We start from the raw sequence: 16,882 nt of genomic DNA on the forward strand, positions 1-16,882 counted from the left end.
CGATGGCCGAGATGACCATGACCTCAGGCGGCGTCAAGCAAGGCGGTTCGTGGCTGCAACGCCACGTGCGGACGGCGTCGAAGCTGCACCCGGCGATCAAGTCCGAAGACAAGCTGCGGTTCTTCCAGCAGCTCACGACGCTGTTTGCGGCCGGCACGCCGCTGCTGGAGGCGCTATGGATTTCGGCCCACCAGTCTCAGAGCGAGAAGATGCGGGGGGTCATCCGCACCATCGCCGAGCGGGTGGCGGGGGGGCTGACGCTGCACCAGGCGGCGGCGAGTTTTCCCAAGGTCTTCGACCGCCAGTGGATCGAGGTGATCAAGACCGGCGAGGCCAGCGGGCAACTGGGCCAGGTGCTGGCGAGCCTGACGGCCAATATCGTTGCGGTGCGCGAGATGCGGGGCAAGCTGATCTCGGCCATGATCTACCCGATCATCCTGCTGGGGGTGGCGATCCTGGCCATCACGATCATGCTCTGGAAGGTGGTACCGGTCTTCGCGGAGTTTTTCAAAGAGGCCGGCTCGAAGCTTCCGGCGATCACGCAGACGGTGATCGACCTGTCGGAGTTTCTGCAGGAAGACGGGTTGTACCTGTTCGGCGGGGTGATCGCCGTGGTGCTGGCGCTGCGGTATTACCTTCGCACGCCGGGCGGTCGGCGGACGTTTCAGAGCGTGCTGCTGACGACGCCGCTGCTGGGTGAGTGCGCCGTCGAGACGAACATGGAGCGGTTCGCCACCAACATGGTGCTGCTGCTCAACAGCGGCCTGCCGCTGCTGGAGGCGATCCACTCGATGCAGGGCGTGTTCCACAACAACGCGATCTACCGCGAGGCGTTTCTGCGGGTCTCGTCGCGCGTGGCCAGCGGCATCCGCCTGGCCTCGTCGCTGGAGGAGACGGGCCTGTTCACCTCGATGGTCGTCTCGATGGTGCGCGTGGGGGAGGAGTCGGGCGAGCTGGCGACCGTGCTGGGCCAGGTGGCGACGTACTACCGCAAGCGCGTCGAGGCGCTGCTGGAACGCATGACGGGCATGATCGAACCGGTGGTCATCCTGGGCATGGGCGTCACCGTGGCGGTCATCCTGACGTCGATCTACCTGCCCATGTTCCAGATGGCCTCGGGACCCGGTGGAAAGTGAGCCGCTGATATGATCGGTGCCCGCAGATATGAACGCGTCCCCCTGAGCATGGCCGTCGAGGTCAAAGACCTCGCCACCGCGCGCCTCTGCCGCGGGCGGTCGATCGACATCAGCCGCGGCGGCATGGGGCTGTTCGTGCCGTTCTTCATCGCCGCGGGAAGCCGCGTGCGCATCAGCGTCACCCTGGCGCGTCAGGGACGGCCGGTGGCGACCTGGGTCAACGCCGTCGTGCGCCGCGCCACGGCAGAAGACGGCGGCGCCGTTCTCGGCGTCGAGTTCGACACGGTGCTGGCCATGGCCACCCAGCCCGATCTGTGCGAGATGGTTGACGGACGATGATTCGTAGCCCCCTGACGAGGGGGAAAAGCCGCGGCTCTTCCCCGCGAAAGACCGCGAAGATTCCGCAAAAGTTACTTAAGTGAGCGGCCGCAGCGGCCGAAAGTCTCTATACAAGCTGCATAACGACTAAGCGTCGGATTGACTACAGGAGGTCAACATGCGCAAGAACAGTGGTTTTACGCTGGTGGAATTGGCCGTGGTCGTGGTGATCATCGGCGTGCTGGCGGCATTTGCCGTTCCGCGGTTCATGGCATCGGTTGAGCGGTCCAAGGCCGCTGAGGCGTTCAATTATCTCGCCTCCGTCCAGGCGTCTCAGGAGCGGTATCACGCACGCCAGGGCACCTATGCCGAAGACCTCGACGACCTGGACATCAAGCTCAGCACGCCCAAGTACTACACCGTCGGCAAGATCGGCGCGGGCAAGACCAGCAGCCTGGAAGATTCCTGGAAGCTGACGCTGACGCGCAGCGGCGCCTCGGCCGGCTACGGCGAGTACACCGTGACGTTCTGCGAAGAAGGGTTCGACACCACCAACAGCACCATCACCGATCTGCCGGCCATCAACCCGATGCAGACCTGATACGGCGGCGCAGCCTTTCGAGGCTGTGGCGGTGGCACAGCCTTTCCAGGCTGTGATGGTGGCACAGCCTTTCCAGGCTGTGATGGTGGCACAGCCTTTCCAGGCTGTGATGCACGGGCCCGAACGCCTGTGCCACTCCGGAGGGAGATCATGGAGAGCCTTCGCCGGCACCGGCGCCTGACGCAGATGGCGCCGGCGACCGTTCAACATGGCAGCGGCGCGCCGATCCCGGCGGCGCAGGTGTTCAACATCTCCGCCGGCGGGTTGGCGCTCTTCTCGCCCCGCGCCCTGCCCGGCGGCGAACTCGTCAGCGTCAACGTATCCCTGGCGGGGGGCGATGCCGCGCCCAGGCCTCTGAAACTCTTCGGCGTCACCCGATGGGCCCAGACCCTGCCCGATGGAAACCTGCTGGGCATAGAACTCGTCGCCGACGACCGGGCCGGCGATTACCGCGCCTTTGCCAGATATCTGCAGACTGTCGAGAGCCCTCCTTTGCGGCGGGCGGCTTTCACCATGGTCGAGCTGTGCATTGCCATGGTGATCATCTGCATCATGACGACCCTGGCGGTGCCGATCTTCCGCCGCTCCATCGAGCAGGCGCGCGTGGACGCCGCGGCCGCCAACCTCAAGACGATCTGGTCGGCCCAGCGGATGTACTGGCTGGAGAGCCGCGCCTTCGCGCCGCAGTTGACGGACCTTCAGGCGCAGGACCTGCTGTCGCCCTCGGTCGCCCGAAGCGCCGCTGACATCGACGCGGTGTACGTCTACGAGACTCTCGCCGCCGATGCCACGTCCTTCAGCGTCCGCGCCCGGCGCAACGGCAGCAGCGTCTGGTCGGGGCAGCTCGTCATCGACCAGACCGGAACCCTTAGCGGCGTCATCAGCGGCGGCGGAACGACGCTGACGCCCACGCAATAGGTTGCCATATGACCATTGCCTTCAAATATCGCCGCCCCCGAGGCGGGTTCACCCTGCTGGAACTGCAGGTCGCCATCGCGGTCCTGGGCATCGGGCTGTTGAGCCTGGTGGCCCTGACGGTGCGGCAAAGCCGCAGCGTCGGCGAACTGGAGTCCTGGTGCGTGGATGAACCCACCTTCTACGTCGTCAGCCAGACCGACGGATGGCTTCAGCGACTGGGCGTCGCCGCCGACTTGTACGACCGGGCCGGTGAAGCCCCCTGGTCGCCGCCGGTGGCGGCCTCCAGATTCAACGTCGTCACCCTCGATGATGTCCAAGGGGCGCTGTCGACACAGACGATGACCGTCCGGGCCAGTGTGGCCGCCATCGCCGGCAATAACACCCCGCCCGCCGGCAACAAAGGCCAAAGCCAAGGCCGCAAGCTCGGCCACTACAAGAACAAGCCATGACCGCGACATCGACATCGCCCCGCCAATCGCTTCGCAGAGCCTCCGGCGGCTTCACGCTGCTGGAGTTGATGGTCGTCGCGACGCTGATGACGATGGTGACGGCCATCTCGGCACAGTTCTGGCGATACTTCTCGGTGCAGTTGACCGACGCGGCGGACCGCACGACGGCCGCCCAGGAGCTGCAGTTCGCCATCGAGAGCCTGCGCCAGGACCTGGGGATGGTCCGCCATGTCACGACGCCCGGTCAGACCCGGATGCGGATCTATACCGGACCCGCCGGCGACGAAGACGAGATCGAATACTCCCTGGAGGCGGGGAGACTCATCCGCACGGACGTGGCCGCCGCCGCCTCGGTGCCGATGGCGGGGGGCGTTTCGCAGTTTCTGGTGCAGCACCTGACCGAGAGCAGCGTCCGCATCACGCTGGTGGTGACTCGCGGCGGCGTCACGCGCCGCGCGACGATGATCTGGAGCGCGCCATGAGGACGCCGGCGCGACATCGCGGCCACGCGCTGCTGGGGACGATGGCCTTTCTGGTCCTGGCGATGTTGCTGTGGATGGCGACTTTCTCGCAGACTTCCGGGCATTTGCGCACGGCGACGGTGTTCACGCTGCAGGACGATTTGAATACCGGTCCGGCCCGCGTGACGGCCTGGGCTTTGACGCTGCTGGAGACCGGCACGCCCGGGGAAGATCCGTACTCCTGCATTGCCACCCAGGACGACGAACGATACGTCATGACGTTCAAGGAAGTCGCCCCGGGCAAGTACTCCATCACCGTGCGACCGGCCACGGACATGGACACGTATCAACCTAAGGTCCCGATGACATTCGCCTCCAACCAGAACAACGGAAACGCCGACGAGCAAGACTCCGATAGCGGAGACAGCAACGGCAACAACGGCAACGGCAATGGCAACGGGAATGGCAATGGGAATGGCAACGGCAACAGCAGCGACACCAGCTCTTCCGACGACGCGGGCAATGGCAATGGCAACGGCAAGAGAACGGGCACTACCCGGGCGAAGAAGAAGTAGTGTACCGTCAATGTTGAGACTATGGGCAGCCGCTTTGGTGGCACAGCCTTTCCAGGCTGTGCCTGCACAGGCCAGAAAGCCTGTGCCACCTGAACAAACAAGGTTGACAGTACAGTAGCAGAAACTTCTGCCGTCAGATCAGCTTCTGAATCGGCCCGTCCACGCAAATGGGGCCAGTCCCGCCCGGACTGACTTGAACGTCTTACATACGACCGATGAGTGCTCGCCGGGGCGGGCGTAGACGGCGTCGCCGTGGGCGGCGCCGCTGACCTTCCAGAACATCGCCGGTCCGGCGGCCGAGTTGTAGAGCGCGCGGGCCTGGTGCAGCGGCACGGCGGCGTCCTGCTCGCTGTGGATCATCAGCAGGGCTCGCCCGCCGACGGCGGGCAGATCTGCGGCCGCCGATTCCGCCAGGAGATTGTCTCCGGCCTGGAGCGAGGCCATCGCCAGCGTGGCGTTGCAGACGTATTTGCGTGCGGGCGCGGGCAGCCAGGCGAGGATCGTATCCAATTCAGCCCGGGGGGAGGGGTAGAGGCTGTCGACGGCCAGGGCCTCGATGCGCGTGTCGGCCTTAGCCGCGGCCAGCACCGCCGCGGCGCCTTGCGAGATTCCCACCGCCAGCACGTGGGTGCTGTGTCTGGGGTGGGCCTGCTTGAGGTATCGCAGGCCCGCCAGCACGTCGCGCGACTCGACGACGCCGAACCCGCGGGTGTAGCCTTCGCTCTCGCCTTCGCCGCGCAGGTCCATCAGCAGGACGTTGAATCCCTGCTCGCCCAGCAGGCGGGCGTAGGGAATCAGTGTGGCCTTGCCCATGCCGCGCCCGGGCACGACGATGATCGCCGCGTTGCTTGCCGCGTCGTCGGCGGGCATGTACCATCCGCGCACGATGACGCCGTCGTCGGTGTAAAAGGCCGCCTGCTCGAACTCGATCCCGCACAGGGCCTGCGGATCGGTCGAGTCGCCGAAGCGGATCCAATGCGTTGTCAGGGCTGCCGTGGCCAGCGGGGCGGCGACCAGCAGCACCACCGCCAGGCGCGCCGTCAGGACGCACGCGCGGCGCCATGGCGGGGCGGCCGCCGGATCGGTCACGCCCATCGCCCGCCGCATCAGCGCGCGGCAGGCGCGGTCGAGCGACCAGATGATGATGTGGATCGCGGCCACGAAATACGCCGCCGCCGCCAGGTCCTGCCAGCGGACCTTCGCCGAGGGCGTCACGTAGACGAATGCCGCCTGGTACGCCCCGATCAGCCCCATCAGCAGCACGACGTAGATCGCCAAGTAGATCGCATGCCTGCGCGAGAGGCCCCGCACCGTCTGGCGGCGCAGCAATAAGGCGTGGGTCACGAAAACCGGAACCGCGGCCACATACGCCGCCTCAATGAGCGACCCGCACAGCAGCACGCTCAGCGCGTAGATCAAGCCCGAAGCGAAAACGAAAGCCCCCACGGGGGCAGAACGCGTATAGGTAGATAACCGCACCGGCGCTCCTTTGGCGTTATCCGACGTGGCCTCCCTGCCGCAGATGCATCTGCACGGCCGTCCCGACCGTGCCTGGCATGGCCGATGGCCATCCCACGCAATCATCCTATCACGGATGGCGATATCTGCCTATGGGGTAAAATGGCGAAAGCTGCGGCAAAGAGTCTTCCCCCGACGATGGGTGGCACGGCGACACGCGGAGCGGGTCGCCATGATGCTCGCGCCCACCCCCGCTGAACAACGCGTGTCGCCATGCCATCCGCCTGCTGGTATAATCCCCCCATGGCTCGCGAGATCGAACTCAAGTTCAAGGTCGCGTCATTCGATTCCGTGCGGGCGGCGCTGGATGCCGCCGGGGCGGCGCACCTGCAGACCGTCATCCAGACCGACCGCTACTACGACACCGCCGATCATTCCCTGCGCGGCGGCGATATCGGCTTGCGACTGCGTGTCATGCGGCACGTTGAAGGTCCCCAGGACGCCGACGAGCGGCCGCAACTGACCTACAAAGGTCCCGCCGAGGATCACGTTCGCGCGAAGATCCGCCGCGAGTTGCAGACGTTCGTCGACGACGCGGCGGCCATCGAGGCGCTGCTGGCGGCGCTGGGGCTGATCGTGACGATGACCCTCCAGAAGCGCCGCAGCACGTGGCGGCTGGACGGGTGCCTGGTCGAGCTGGACTCGCTGCCGCTGCTGGGGGACTTTGTCGAGATCGAGGCCCCGGACGAGACTGCCCTCGAGACCGTCGAGCGAAAGCTCGCCCTGGCCGGACCGCCGATCCAGCGTCACTACATCGATCTGGCCGAGAGCGCCTGCCAGAAACTCAACATTGACTGCCGCACGATCACGTTCAAAGATTGCGACAAGTGCAGGGGGTAGGTCATAGGGGGTAGGTCGTAGGTCATAGGTCATAGGGTGCCCGCTGCGCGGGCGGGAAGCTCGGCCCGGTGCCGTGGCGGGAGGGCTTCAGCCCGACAGCCACGACTCGCGCACCAGCGCTCAGGGATCGTGGCTCTCCGGGCCTTCGGCCCTGCGCGCCACGGCACCCATCAATCCGCGGCTCATCCTGCCCCGAACCCTAAGACCTCCGACCTATGACCTACGCCCTGAATTTCTCCCTTGCATCCCCCACCTGCTCTGGTATAACGGCACAAACAACTTATTGTTCCGAAGCCGGTAAGCACCACAAGGGAAGGTGTTCCATGAAAGTAATTGCTCAGACCGCCGCACTGCAGGAAGCATTGGCATTGGCTGGAACCATCGTCTCGGCCCGAACTCCCAAGCCCGTTCTCCAGTGCGTAAAGCTGGTCGCATCAGAGGGAATGCTGACCATCCTGGCGACCGACCTCGAAGCCGCCCTGCGCTATCAGGTCTCGGCGGTCCAGATCGAGCAGGAAGGCGAGGCCCTCGTGCCCGCCGACCGACTGGCCGGCATCGTGCGAGAGTCGGCTGACGAAGAGAGCCTGACCATCGAGGCCGACGCCGATGCCTGCCACGTCACCGGCGCCGCGGCACACTTCAAGATCCTCGGTTACGATCCGGGCGAGTATCCCACCGTCGCCGAGTTTGCCGGCGACGCCGATTTCCAGGTTCCCGCCGCCACGCTGGCCAAGATGATCGGCAAGACCCTCTTTGCCACCGCCAAGGCCCACAGCCACTACGCCATCTCCGGCGTGCTCTGGGAAGCCGGAGCAAAGAAAATCCAGCTCGTGGCCACCGATGGTCACCGCCTGGCGCTGGCCAAGGGGGCCTTGGCCAAGACGGCCGCCCGCGACGTCTCGGCCATCGTCCCGGCCAAGCTGATGAACCTGATGCAGCGTGTGGCCGTCGGCGGTGAGGAGATGCTCGATGTCCGCATCGAAGAGAACCAGATCCTCCTGCGCACGGCGCGGGCGGTTCTGATCAGCTCGCTGGTTCAGGGCAACTTCCCCAAATACGGCGACGTGATTCCCAAGGACTTCACCCGCAAAGTCACCGTCAAGCGGGCCAATTTCGAGCACCGCATCCGCCAGGCGGCGCTGCTGACCAACGAAGAGTCGCGCGGCGTGCGCCTGAAGTTCCAGGACAAGCAGGTCACCCTCTCCAGCCGCGCCCCCGAAGCCGGCGAAGCCCAGGTCAACTGCGAGATCACCCTCGAAGGCGAACCGATGGACATCGCCTTCAACCCCAGCTTCCTTATCGAAGCCATGCGAGTGGTCGAACTCGAAGACGTGACGCTGGAAATGATGGCCTCGAACAAACCCGCCGTCGTCAAAGCCGGCAACGACTTCCTCTACGTCATCATGCCGGTGGACTTGGGATAACGGCCTTCGGAACCCTGCCGCTTCCGCCAGATGGATAATATGACCTCGCGCCGGCGAATTGAAGCTGCGCTGCACCATCGCGCGCCGGACCGCACGCCAATGTTCGAGTACGTGCTCCTGCCGCCGCTGGCGGACCGCCTCCTGGGGCGCCCCTTGGCCACGCACAATTGGGCGCTCTGGAATTCGATCGTGCAGGACCGCGGTTGGCAGGCGGCGGTGCGGCAGTCGGCGGTGGACCAGCTCGAACTGGCCCTGCGGATGGGCCACGACATGATGTACGTGCTGCCCAACCCCGCGCCTCCGGCGCCGCCGGCAAAGCGCGAGCCCGCCCCTTCGGCGGCCTTGCGCGACAGCGACGACCCGATCGAGCGCCTCGCCATGCGCAACGATCGCGCCGCCGCGGTCGAGCCTCCCGGCGATGAGACCCTGCTGATCTACGCGATGCTGAAGGAGGAGATGTGCCGCCGCGACGTGGATCTGCCGATTCTGGCCCCGGCGTATGCACACGGCGTCTGGACCGACACCGACTTGATGATGGCGATGGTGCTGGCGCCCGAGGTTGCCCATCGCCATTTCGAGCTGGCCACCGACCGAACCCTGGCGCTGGTCGAGAAGTACCTTGCCCTGGGGCTCGACCAGATCGGCGTCGGCGGCGACTTCTCCGGTACGCGACCGCTGATCGCCCCGGAGGCCTACCGCAAGTTCATCGTCCCCCAGGTGCGACGGCTGTCCCGCTGCATCCACGCCGCGGGCCGATGGTCCGTCAACGCCAGCGACGGCAACCTGTGGCCGGTGCTGGTGGACTTCACCGCCGGCTGCGAGGTCGACGGCTACCTCGAGATCGACATGCATGCCGGCATGGACCTGGCGGCTCTCAAGGCCGCCGTCGGTGCGCGTGTCACGCTGTACGGCAACCTCGATTGCGGCAACACCCTGTCATTCGCCAGTCCCGAGCAGGTTCGCGCCCACACGCTGGCCTGCCTGGAAGCCGGCCAGGGCGACGGCGGCCACATCCTCTGTGCCTCCAACGCCATCATCGAAAGCGTTCCGATGGCGAATTACCTCGCCGTGATCAACGCCTACCGGGACATGTTCTCCCTGCCGCGATTCCAGGCGGAGTGATTCCCGAACGCTTCCGTCCGCCACGCCATTCTCCCTCGTCGCTGAGGGGATGAATCACCGACGATTATATTATTGAAGCGGTTCGCCGGCGCGGTATGATCCTGGGCGCATTTCGGTTGTAGCGGTACCCGGCAGTTCACTAATGGCATCGGCCCGAAGGAGTGGCGATGTTCAAGATCACCTGCCGCAAGTGCCTTGCTGTTCTGAGGCTCAGCAACGACCGCCTCGGCGAGACGGTCCAATGTCCGGTGTGCTCCTGCACGATGTTGATTGCGCGCCCGTCACGGGCGGCGGATGCCCCTGCGCCTCCGCCGGCGATGATCCGCCACGCGTGCGTGCGGTGCGGCAACGTGCTGGAGGTGGCCGCCGACCATGTGGGCAAGATGGAAGAGTGCCCCACGTGCGGGACGCGCCTGATCATTCCGGCGGCCTCGCCGTCAACGGACGGCGACGGGGCGTCGTCGTCGCGGCCGTCGCCGCGGGCGGATCGCGAGCGCGCGAACGTGCGACAGCTTGTGGCGCGCGACTGCGGGCAGATGGCGATCGTGGCCGCCACGCCGTTTGCCGACGAGGAAATGGTCCGCCTGTGCCGCCAGGGGCGCGACCTGGTGCTGCGAGTTCAGCAATGCAACAAGCGGGCCCGCAAGCTTCGCGAGGTTCTGGCCGAGACCGACCCCAGGACCGAACACGCCCGCTTCGTCGAGGTGCGGGAGCACCTGGCGATCATTGAGCGCAAGGCCGCCAAGGTCCAGCGCGCCCTGAACAGCCTGGCGACGACGCTGGGGCAGATGATCATCGAGCAGTCGCCGCCGATGCCGGAGTTTGGCCGGATCCTCCATCGCCTCGACGAGCCGGCGGCGCCGGCGGCGAGGCGTCCGCCGCAGGAACCGGCTCGCGACCTGAACGTCTCGGGCACGCTGTGGTACTGCCGCATCAACGACCGGGCGTTCGGGCCTGTCGACGCAAGCGGCCTCATGACCTGGCTGCGGCAGGGATACATGAAACTCGACGACGCGGTGCGTTCGGAGGAAATGCCCCAGTGGCAGGCACTCAAGGATGTACGCGCCCTTGCCGCGGACGACCAGCGGCGGCAGAAGTGGCCCCGAGAGTTCGTCGAGGAACTGGCGATGCTGCAACTGCCACCCGCGCAGGCCGACGCCCCGCGCTCGCTGTGGCGCGACGGGACCGCCGCCCTGCGAAAGGCCGCCTCCCGCGTCGGGCTGTTTCGCAAGGAAGGCGACCTCGGCGCCCACGCCCCGCACGCATCGAGCGGGCCCAATTGAAGCATCCTACATCTTGAACCGCTTGGTGGTTTCGACCAGTTCGACGATGTTCTCGATGGGCGTCTCGGCGGGCAGGTCGCAGCCGGTGGACAGGATGAAGTTTTCGTAGGGGCGCATGGCCTCGAGCAGGGCGGTGGTGTCGCGGCGCACTTTGTCGCGATTGCCCTGGAGCATGGTTCCGACGGGATCGACATTGCCGATGAGCACCACGTCGCCGGGAAGGCGGGGCATGATCTGCTCGAAGGGGACCATCGAGTCCAGGCTCAGCCCCTGCGTGCCGGTGCGGCACATGTTTTCCAGCAGGTGCGACGTCTGCCCGCACACGTGCAGGATCGTGCGCGTGTCGAGGTGGCGGACCATGTTCTCGACGCTGCGCCCGGCGAACTCCCAGTACGCGCTGGGCGAGAGGATCACGCTGGTCGGGTCGAGGATGCAGATGGCGTCGGCGCCGGCTTGCTGAAGCGACTTGGCGAAGTCGATCGCCACGCGCTCGCAGAAGTTGACGGTGGCCTGGACGACTTCGGGCGTCTCAATGGTGGCCATGGCGATATCGTTGGCGCCCATCATAAGCCCCGCCAGCGTGAACGGACCGATGACATAGGCGCCGATGGGGATGTCGAGCTTGGTCTTGAGCAGGCGGGTGGTTTCGAGGAAGACCCACACGCGGCCGTCGTAGACCGGGTCGATGACCTTGTACTGATCGAGGTCGGCGACGGACTTGACGGGGTGCCACTCGACCGTGGCTGACTCGTCGATGGGGAATCGCACGGGCAGCCCGAGGGCGCCGGCTTCGATGGACAGGTCCATCATGGTAAAGAGCATATCCGGGGCGGTGCGTTCGGCCAGCTTGTACAGCGAGCGGGCCTGCAACTCGGCGTTGAACTCGTTCTGCTTGACGGTCGAGCAGGTCAGGTTGACGGCGGGATACCCCGCCAGCGGCGCCACCAGCCGTCGGTCGGCCTGGCGAACCATGTCGATGAGTCTCATTGTGTTCTCCTTCCGGGGGAGGGGGATTATAGGGGAAAATCCGAAATTCGAATCTCGAAATCCGAAACAAACGACAAAACGGCAAACAACAATCAGAAGAATCATGTTGTTGAATTTGCTTCTTGTTTAATTGCCTTTTGTTTCGAATTTCGAGATTCGAATTTCGGATTTGTTTCAATACACGGGGATGCGTTTGGATCCGGGGTAGTAGAAGTTCAGGATGCGTTCGGCGGACCAGCCTTGAAGGGCCTTGGCCTGGGCGCCCCATTGGCACAGGCCCACGCCGTGTCCGAAGCCCTGTCCGTCGCAGAAGACGATGAAATCACCGCGGGAGCGGATGGTGCAGTTGCTGCTGCGGATGTTGGCCACTTGCGGGGCGTAGGCCTTACGCGCCATCAGGGCGTAGCGGAGGTTCTCGGTCCGCAGGCGAAGCGTCTGCCCGCCGGCGCCGACGGCTTCCACCCAGATCGGTCGCCCCCACGGCGTCTGCTGGGTGACGCGGATGTCGGAAACGTTCTTGAGGACCTTGGCCTTGTCGCCCAGAGCGTCTACCAGGGCCAGATAGACCTGGCGTTTGGGGACGGTGACTTCCGGCCAGCGGTAGTAGTTCGACGCGCGGCAGTCGGAGCAGAACTGCCCGCCGCGCAGCGGTTCGATGGTTTCCCCGTCGCGCAGCACGTCGACGGGGTTCACCCGTCCGCCGCAGCAGGCGGAGTACTGCGCCAGGAAGATGCGCTCGTTGCCCTCCGGCCCGAACCCCAGCACCAGTCCGCGGGTATCGAGGGCGGCTTGGCGGCTCTTGTCGGTCTCGCCCGCGACGCCGGTGTACATCTGGGCGGACTGGTCGGCCCCGATATGGAACGCCTGCGCCGAGTTGCCCGTGACCACGTGGTAGAGGGCGAAGGTGCGTGCGGCCACGGCCAGGGCTTTATACGCCTCGATGTGCCAGTCGGTGTATAGCTCGCTGGCCAGCACGCCGGCGAGGTAGTTGTCCACGTCGATGTGGTTGATCACCATCAGGGCGTTGGAGCCCGCCGGCGCCAGACGCAGCGCGCCGCGGTAGGCCTTGCTCGCATAGCCGACGTGGGCGCGGTTGAACGTCTCCAGCGTCAGGTCCGGCCCCAGGAACAGCCGCTGCCCGACGCGCCAGGAATTGCCCTCGCGCTTCACCGTCGTCACTGGCATCGCCAAGGACGATTCGCCGATGACCGTGTCGCCGCAGAGCAGGCGGTAGGGCCCGGTGGTGAAGACGGCCGCCGATTCCGCCGAACGTCCGCTGATGCGCACGCGCAGGAGCGGGGCCTTGCCCGGGGGGATGGCGTCGCGGTCGGGGCGGATCTTGCGGCTGCAACTGCCCGCCCCGACGAGCAGCCCGAGGCATCCGGCGGTCAGGAGACACACGGCCACCGCTCGGCCGATGCGCTGCATGGGGGAAAGACCGCGGTAGCGGTCGAGGGCCCGGCGCACCCAGTCGCCCCGAGATGCGAGAAACGCTTTGAAGTCGAAGGCCGCCATGCCGGTCGTTGCTCCGCAACGAAAAACCAAATTCGAAATCCGAATATCGAAATCCGAAACAAACAGCAAGAAACAAACAACAAGAAACAAACAACAAGCAGAAACAAGGAGATCAAGGCCCAGAATATCAATCGGCAAAACGCAAAGCGAATAAACACTCAGCGCGGTTCAGTTCTCGTTTGTTTCTTTCGCCTTTTGTTGTTTGTTTCGGATTTCGATATTCGAATTTCGAATTTTCGGCTCAATCCGGTTCGCGCAGGGCCAGGCCGTATTCGCCGAGGCGCTGGCGGATTTCGTTGAGGCTGGTCTGACCGAAGTTTTCGCAGGCCAGCAGTTCCGCTTCGGTCTTGGCGGTCAGTTCGCCCAGGGTGGTGATGCCCAGGTTGTCCAGGGCTTTGCGGGCGCGCTTGGAGAAGGCGATCTGGGCCATCGGGGTGGCCAGCACGCCTTCGTTCTTGACGTTGGTCTTGGTGGCGGGGGCGGAGATGAGGCCGGACAGTTCGGCTTCTTCCAGCGCCTGCCCGAGGCGCAGGCCCTTGGCCCCGAGCATGCTCTTGATTTCGCGCAGCGACGTCTCGCCGAAGTTCTTGTAGCTCATCAGTTCGGCTTCGCTGGTGCGGATCAGGTCGCCCAGGGTTCGAATGTTCATTTTCTTGAGGCAGTTTCGGGCCCGCACCGACAGCTCGAAATCGGTCACCGGGATGTCGAGGATGGCATTGCGGTGGGCGATGCGCCGGGCCTGGTCCTCGTCGTAGTACATGTTCTTGGAGCTCTCGGCGTCCTTGAGGAACATGCGCGCCCGCGGGTGGTTGGGGTTGGTCATCAGGATGCGGCGCAGGCAACTGATCGAGTTGTCGTAGAGGCCCTGGTCTTCGTACAGCGTCGCCAGGTTCAACAGGGCGTTGGCGAACACCGGCGGGCGCTCGACGCACTGCTTGTACAGCGTCATGGCCTGCTCTTCCTCGCCGTGGAGGTCCCAGAAGAACGCCAGGCGGAACATCGCCGCGGTGTCGTTGGGGTTGATCTCCAGGGCGCGCTGGTAGTCGGCCAGTGCCTGCTCGTCGTTGCCGGCCAGTTCCTGCGTCAGGCCGCGCGTCACGAGGAAGCGGGGGTCCGAACCGGCGGTCTTGGCCAGCTTGCCCAGCAGCCCCTGTGCGGTTTCGAGATTGCCCGACAGGGCGTGCGTCTCGGCGATCTGGATGTCGACGCTGACCTGGTCGGCGCCCTTGTCGCGGGCGCGGGCGAACTCTTCCAAGGCCTTGTCGTAGCGGCGCAGGTGCTTGTAGCACAACGCCTGGAAGAAGCGGCGATCCTTGTTGTCAGCCGCGGCCGCCAGGGCCTCCAGCGCCGACTCGAATCGCCAGAGCATGTAGCGGGCGATGCCGATCTTCTGGGCGGCGGGGCCTTTGGGGTCGGGGTTCTCCGCTTCCAGCGTCGCCAGAATCTTCCGCACGCGGGCGGGGGCGTTGGACTCTTCCGTCAGCTTGACCAGGATCGCGTCATGATCTTCAAGCGTCCAATTCTCTTTCTGCACAACTGTATCCAGGCTCTCGCTGACCGTCTCGGGCATCGCAGGTCTCCTCAACGCCAAGTTTTAGTGGTAAGATGTCACCGGCTAAATGACGAATGGAGTATTATACCTTCGGCCCAAGGGCTTGCAATAGCAACTGTAGTGGCACAGGCTTTCCAGCCTGTGGGCCAAAGGTGGCACAGGCTTTCCAGCCTGTGGGTCACAGCCTGGAAAGGCTGTGCCACGAATAGGACGATGCAACACAAACCGGTACATCTGGTGATCAACCCGCACAGCGGCTACGGCGGCAGGAAGCTGCTGGTCAATAACCTGCGCCTGGCGATGCGGGCGGCGGGGATCCCGCTGGTCGAGCACCGCACGACCGGCCCGCACGACGCCACCGATTACGTGCGCAAGGTCGTCGACGACGCCGACTCGATCCTCGTCTGGGGCGGCGACGGCACGGTCAACGAAGTGGCCACCGCGCTGGCCGGCACCGACGTGCCCATGCTCGTCTGCCCGGCCGGCACGGAGAATCTGCTGGCCAATGAACTGGGGATGTCTGCCGACGCCGAGGCGATCCTGAACATCTACCGCGCCCGCATGATCGTCTCGTGCGACGTGGGCGTGGTCAACGACCGCAACTTCCTGCTGATCATCGGCGTGGGGTTCGACGGCGAGGTCGTGCGGCGCGTCTCTCAGGCCCGCACCGGGCACATCTCGCACCTGAGCTACTTCTGGCCGATCTGGCGGACGTTCTGGGAGCACGACTTCCCGCGCCTGCGCATCACGGCCGACGGCGAGCAGATCTTCGACGACTACGGTCTGGCGTTCATCGGCAATATCTCTCGTTACGCGGTGGGGCTGCGGATCTGCCGCAACGCCCACTTCGACGACGGGCTGCTGGACCTGGTGGTCTTCTCCTGCCACGAGCAGACGGCGCTGTTGCTGCACGCGGCCTGGACGATGCTGCGCCGCCACCCGCTCAAGGGCAACGCCCTGTACCGCCAGTTCCGCAAGCTGCACATCGAAACTGACCGTCGCGTGCTCTCGCAGGTCGACGGCGACGTCGGACCCGACAGCCCGCTGGACATCTCCGTCGGCACCGACCAGGTCAAGCTGATTGTCCCAGCGCCGGGAAGGCGCACGATCTGGCCTTGGAAGGGCGGCCACGTGGTATGACAAGCGCCCTTCACCGCAGAGGCCGCAGCCTTCGAGCCGTGAGCCTCAGGCCGAACGGAGACCGCGGAGGGCAGCGGAAGTGCGCTGACCTCTCCCGTCGCCGCAAGGCGACCCTGGAGTGCGGCGGCCGCGACGCCGCCCTGGATGTTTTTCCCTTTTTTGTGGCGGATTGAAAATGTCGAAAGTGTGCAATATCGGGCCGGTGGCGGTGGGGCAGGGCGAGCTCGTGCTGATCGCCGGGCCTTGCATGGCCGAGAGCCTGGAACTGTGCCTGAACGTCGCCGCGGCGATGCGCGACGCCTGCGCGGCCCTGGGCGTGGGGTACGTCTTCAAGGCCAGCTACGACAAGGCCAATCGCTCCAGCGCGGCGGGCTATCGCGGACCGGGCCTGGAGACCGGGCTGGCGTGGCTGGCCCGGGTCAAGAAGGACATCGGCGTGCCCGTGCTGACCGACGTGCATGAGATCGCCCAGGTGGCCCCGGCGGCCGCCATCGTCGACTGCCTGCAGATCCCCGCGTTCCTGTGCCGCCAGACCGACCTGCTGGTCGCGGCCGCCCAGGCGGGCAAGCCCGTCAACATCAAGAAGGGGCAGTTCATGGCCCCGTGGGATATGGCCGGGGCGGTCGAGAAGGTCCGCACGGCTGGCAACGACCAGGTGCTCATCACCGAGCGCGGCACGAGCTTCGGCTACAACCGCCTCATTACCGACTTCCGCGGCGTGTACGAGATGCGCCAGTGGGCCCCGGTGGTCTTCGACGCCACGCATTCGGTGCAGGAGCCCGGCGGGCTGGGCAACGCCTCGGGCGGCCGACGCGAGTTCGCCCCCGTCCTGGCCAAAGCCGCCATGGCCGCCGGCGCCGACGCGCTGTTCATCGAAACGCACCCCGACCCGTCCAAAGCCAAATCCGACGCCGCCAGCCAGATCGCCCTGGCCGACATGCCCGCCATCCTGGCAAGCTGCCTGAAGATCTTCCAAGCCGCCCGGGCCTGATCCCGACGTGCGGCGGCACCGCAGGTGCAGCCGCGCCACGAACGCTGCGTGC

The 16,882-nt window shown here is 65.6% G+C and carries 17 protein-coding genes; 13 read left to right on the forward strand and 4 right to left on the reverse strand.

The window, feature by feature from the left end:
- The first annotated feature begins 11 nt into the window (after positions 1 to 11).
- From ABFD92_15865 to ABFD92_15895, 7 genes are all read left to right on the forward strand, one after another.
- Positions 12 to 1,136: a type II secretion system F family protein gene (locus ABFD92_15865; GenBank protein MEN6506015.1), complete on the forward strand. Its 1,125-nt coding sequence runs from the start codon at positions 12 to 14 to the stop codon at positions 1,134 to 1,136.
- 9 nt (positions 1,137 to 1,145) lie between these two features.
- Positions 1,146 to 1,475 carry a PilZ domain-containing protein gene (locus ABFD92_15870; GenBank protein ID MEN6506016.1) on the forward strand — a complete coding sequence of 110 codons (330 nt, stop codon included), beginning with the start codon at positions 1,146 to 1,148 and terminating at the stop codon, positions 1,473 to 1,475.
- A gap of 157 nt (positions 1,476 to 1,632) precedes the next feature.
- Positions 1,633 to 2,055, forward strand: coding sequence for a prepilin-type N-terminal cleavage/methylation domain-containing protein (locus tag ABFD92_15875; GenBank protein ID MEN6506017.1), 423 nt, complete (start codon positions 1,633 to 1,635; stop codon positions 2,053 to 2,055).
- Positions 2,056 to 2,205: 150 nt separating this feature from the next.
- Positions 2,206 to 2,973, forward strand: a complete 768-nt coding sequence (locus ABFD92_15880; GenBank protein MEN6506018.1) for a PilZ domain-containing protein — start codon at positions 2,206 to 2,208, stop codon at positions 2,971 to 2,973.
- Between the two features lie 8 nt (positions 2,974 to 2,981).
- Positions 2,982 to 3,422, forward strand: a complete 441-nt coding sequence (locus ABFD92_15885; protein ID MEN6506019.1) for a prepilin-type N-terminal cleavage/methylation domain-containing protein — start codon at positions 2,982 to 2,984, stop codon at positions 3,420 to 3,422.
- Complete coding sequence (locus ABFD92_15890) at positions 3,419 to 3,904, forward strand: type II secretion system protein (GenBank protein MEN6506020.1); 486 nt, start codon at positions 3,419 to 3,421, stop codon at positions 3,902 to 3,904. The genes ABFD92_15885 and ABFD92_15890 overlap by 4 nt, the downstream gene beginning before the upstream one ends.
- Positions 3,901 to 4,458, forward strand: coding sequence for a hypothetical protein (locus ABFD92_15895; GenBank protein ID MEN6506021.1), 558 nt, complete (start codon positions 3,901 to 3,903; stop codon positions 4,456 to 4,458). The genes ABFD92_15890 and ABFD92_15895 overlap by 4 nt, the downstream gene beginning before the upstream one ends.
- A gap of 138 nt (positions 4,459 to 4,596) precedes the next feature.
- Here ABFD92_15895 and ABFD92_15900 read toward each other — a convergent pair whose 3' ends face one another.
- Positions 4,597 to 5,937, reverse strand: a complete 1,341-nt coding sequence (locus ABFD92_15900) for an alpha/beta fold hydrolase (protein MEN6506022.1) — start codon at positions 5,935 to 5,937, stop codon at positions 4,597 to 4,599.
- A 282-nt stretch (positions 5,938 to 6,219) separates the two neighbouring features.
- On the opposite strand from ABFD92_15900, the gene ABFD92_15905 reads away from it, so the two are divergent.
- From ABFD92_15905 to ABFD92_15920, 4 genes are all read left to right on the forward strand, one after another.
- Positions 6,220 to 6,816 (forward strand): class IV adenylate cyclase, encoded by a 597-nt coding sequence (locus ABFD92_15905; protein MEN6506023.1) that lies wholly within the window; start codon positions 6,220 to 6,222, stop codon positions 6,814 to 6,816.
- 323 nt (positions 6,817 to 7,139) lie between these two features.
- Complete coding sequence (gene dnaN / locus ABFD92_15910; GenBank protein MEN6506024.1) at positions 7,140 to 8,240, forward strand: DNA polymerase III subunit beta; 1,101 nt, start codon at positions 7,140 to 7,142, stop codon at positions 8,238 to 8,240.
- Positions 8,241 to 8,279: 39 nt separating this feature from the next.
- Positions 8,280 to 9,362: a uroporphyrinogen decarboxylase family protein gene (locus ABFD92_15915; protein ID MEN6506025.1), complete on the forward strand. Its 1,083-nt coding sequence runs from the start codon at positions 8,280 to 8,282 to the stop codon at positions 9,360 to 9,362.
- A 167-nt stretch (positions 9,363 to 9,529) separates the two neighbouring features.
- Positions 9,530 to 10,645 (forward strand): DUF4339 domain-containing protein, encoded by a 1,116-nt coding sequence (locus ABFD92_15920; protein ID MEN6506026.1) that lies wholly within the window; start codon positions 9,530 to 9,532, stop codon positions 10,643 to 10,645.
- A gap of 6 nt (positions 10,646 to 10,651) precedes the next feature.
- Here ABFD92_15920 and ABFD92_15925 read toward each other — a convergent pair whose 3' ends face one another.
- The 3 genes from ABFD92_15925 to ABFD92_15935 all read right to left on the reverse strand — a co-directional run bounded on the left by ABFD92_15925 (position 10,652) and on the right by ABFD92_15935 (position 14,717).
- The gene (locus ABFD92_15925) at positions 10,652 to 11,632 is read right to left on the reverse strand and encodes a uroporphyrinogen decarboxylase family protein (GenBank protein ID MEN6506027.1); all 981 of its coding nucleotides are present in this window, start codon (positions 11,630 to 11,632) and stop codon (positions 10,652 to 10,654) included.
- 174 nt (positions 11,633 to 11,806) lie between these two features.
- Positions 11,807 to 13,147: a SpoIID/LytB domain-containing protein gene (locus ABFD92_15930; GenBank protein MEN6506028.1), complete on the reverse strand. Its 1,341-nt coding sequence runs from the start codon at positions 13,145 to 13,147 to the stop codon at positions 11,807 to 11,809.
- 241 nt (positions 13,148 to 13,388) lie between these two features.
- Positions 13,389 to 14,717, reverse strand: a complete 1,329-nt coding sequence (locus ABFD92_15935) for a DNA-directed RNA polymerase subunit alpha C-terminal domain-containing protein (protein ID MEN6506029.1) — start codon at positions 14,715 to 14,717, stop codon at positions 13,389 to 13,391.
- 195 nt (positions 14,718 to 14,912) lie between these two features.
- On the opposite strand from ABFD92_15935, the gene ABFD92_15940 reads away from it, so the two are divergent.
- Positions 14,913 to 15,839 (forward strand): diacylglycerol kinase family protein, encoded by a 927-nt coding sequence (locus ABFD92_15940; protein ID MEN6506030.1) that lies wholly within the window; start codon positions 14,913 to 14,915, stop codon positions 15,837 to 15,839.
- Between the two features lie 175 nt (positions 15,840 to 16,014).
- Positions 16,015 to 16,830, forward strand: a complete 816-nt coding sequence (gene kdsA, locus ABFD92_15945) for a 3-deoxy-8-phosphooctulonate synthase (GenBank protein ID MEN6506031.1) — start codon at positions 16,015 to 16,017, stop codon at positions 16,828 to 16,830.
- The last annotated feature ends 52 nt before the right edge of the window (positions 16,831 to 16,882 follow it).

The organism is Planctomycetaceae bacterium (assembly GCA_039680605.1).
Lineage (GTDB): Bacteria > Planctomycetota > Phycisphaerae > SM23-33 > SM23-33 > JAJFUU01.

Coding starts and splice junctions, on each gene's coding strand:
- ABFD92_15865 (MEN6506015.1), top strand. CDS start 12: ATGACCATGACCTCAGGCGGCGTCAAGCAAGGCGGTTCGTGGCTGCAA.
- ABFD92_15870 (MEN6506016.1), top strand. CDS start 1,146: ATGATCGGTGCCCGCAGATATGAACGCGTCCCCCTGAGCATGGCCGTC.
- ABFD92_15875 (MEN6506017.1), top strand. CDS start 1,633: ATGCGCAAGAACAGTGGTTTTACGCTGGTGGAATTGGCCGTGGTCGTG.
- ABFD92_15880 (MEN6506018.1), top strand. CDS start 2,206: ATGGAGAGCCTTCGCCGGCACCGGCGCCTGACGCAGATGGCGCCGGCG.
- ABFD92_15885 (MEN6506019.1), top strand. CDS start 2,982: ATGACCATTGCCTTCAAATATCGCCGCCCCCGAGGCGGGTTCACCCTG.
- ABFD92_15890 (MEN6506020.1), top strand. CDS start 3,419: ATGACCGCGACATCGACATCGCCCCGCCAATCGCTTCGCAGAGCCTCC.
- ABFD92_15895 (MEN6506021.1), top strand. CDS start 3,901: ATGAGGACGCCGGCGCGACATCGCGGCCACGCGCTGCTGGGGACGATG.
- ABFD92_15905 (MEN6506023.1), top strand. CDS start 6,220: ATGGCTCGCGAGATCGAACTCAAGTTCAAGGTCGCGTCATTCGATTCC.
- dnaN (MEN6506024.1), top strand. CDS start 7,140: ATGAAAGTAATTGCTCAGACCGCCGCACTGCAGGAAGCATTGGCATTG.
- ABFD92_15915 (MEN6506025.1), top strand. CDS start 8,280: ATGACCTCGCGCCGGCGAATTGAAGCTGCGCTGCACCATCGCGCGCCG.
- ABFD92_15920 (MEN6506026.1), top strand. CDS start 9,530: ATGTTCAAGATCACCTGCCGCAAGTGCCTTGCTGTTCTGAGGCTCAGC.
- ABFD92_15925 (MEN6506027.1), bottom strand. CDS start 11,632: ATGAGACTCATCGACATGGTTCGCCAGGCCGACCGACGGCTGGTGGCG.
- ABFD92_15930 (MEN6506028.1), bottom strand. CDS start 13,147: ATGGCGGCCTTCGACTTCAAAGCGTTTCTCGCATCTCGGGGCGACTGG.
- ABFD92_15935 (MEN6506029.1), bottom strand. CDS start 14,717: ATGCCCGAGACGGTCAGCGAGAGCCTGGATACAGTTGTGCAGAAAGAG.
- ABFD92_15940 (MEN6506030.1), top strand. CDS start 14,913: ATGCAACACAAACCGGTACATCTGGTGATCAACCCGCACAGCGGCTAC.
- kdsA (MEN6506031.1), top strand. CDS start 16,015: ATGTCGAAAGTGTGCAATATCGGGCCGGTGGCGGTGGGGCAGGGCGAG.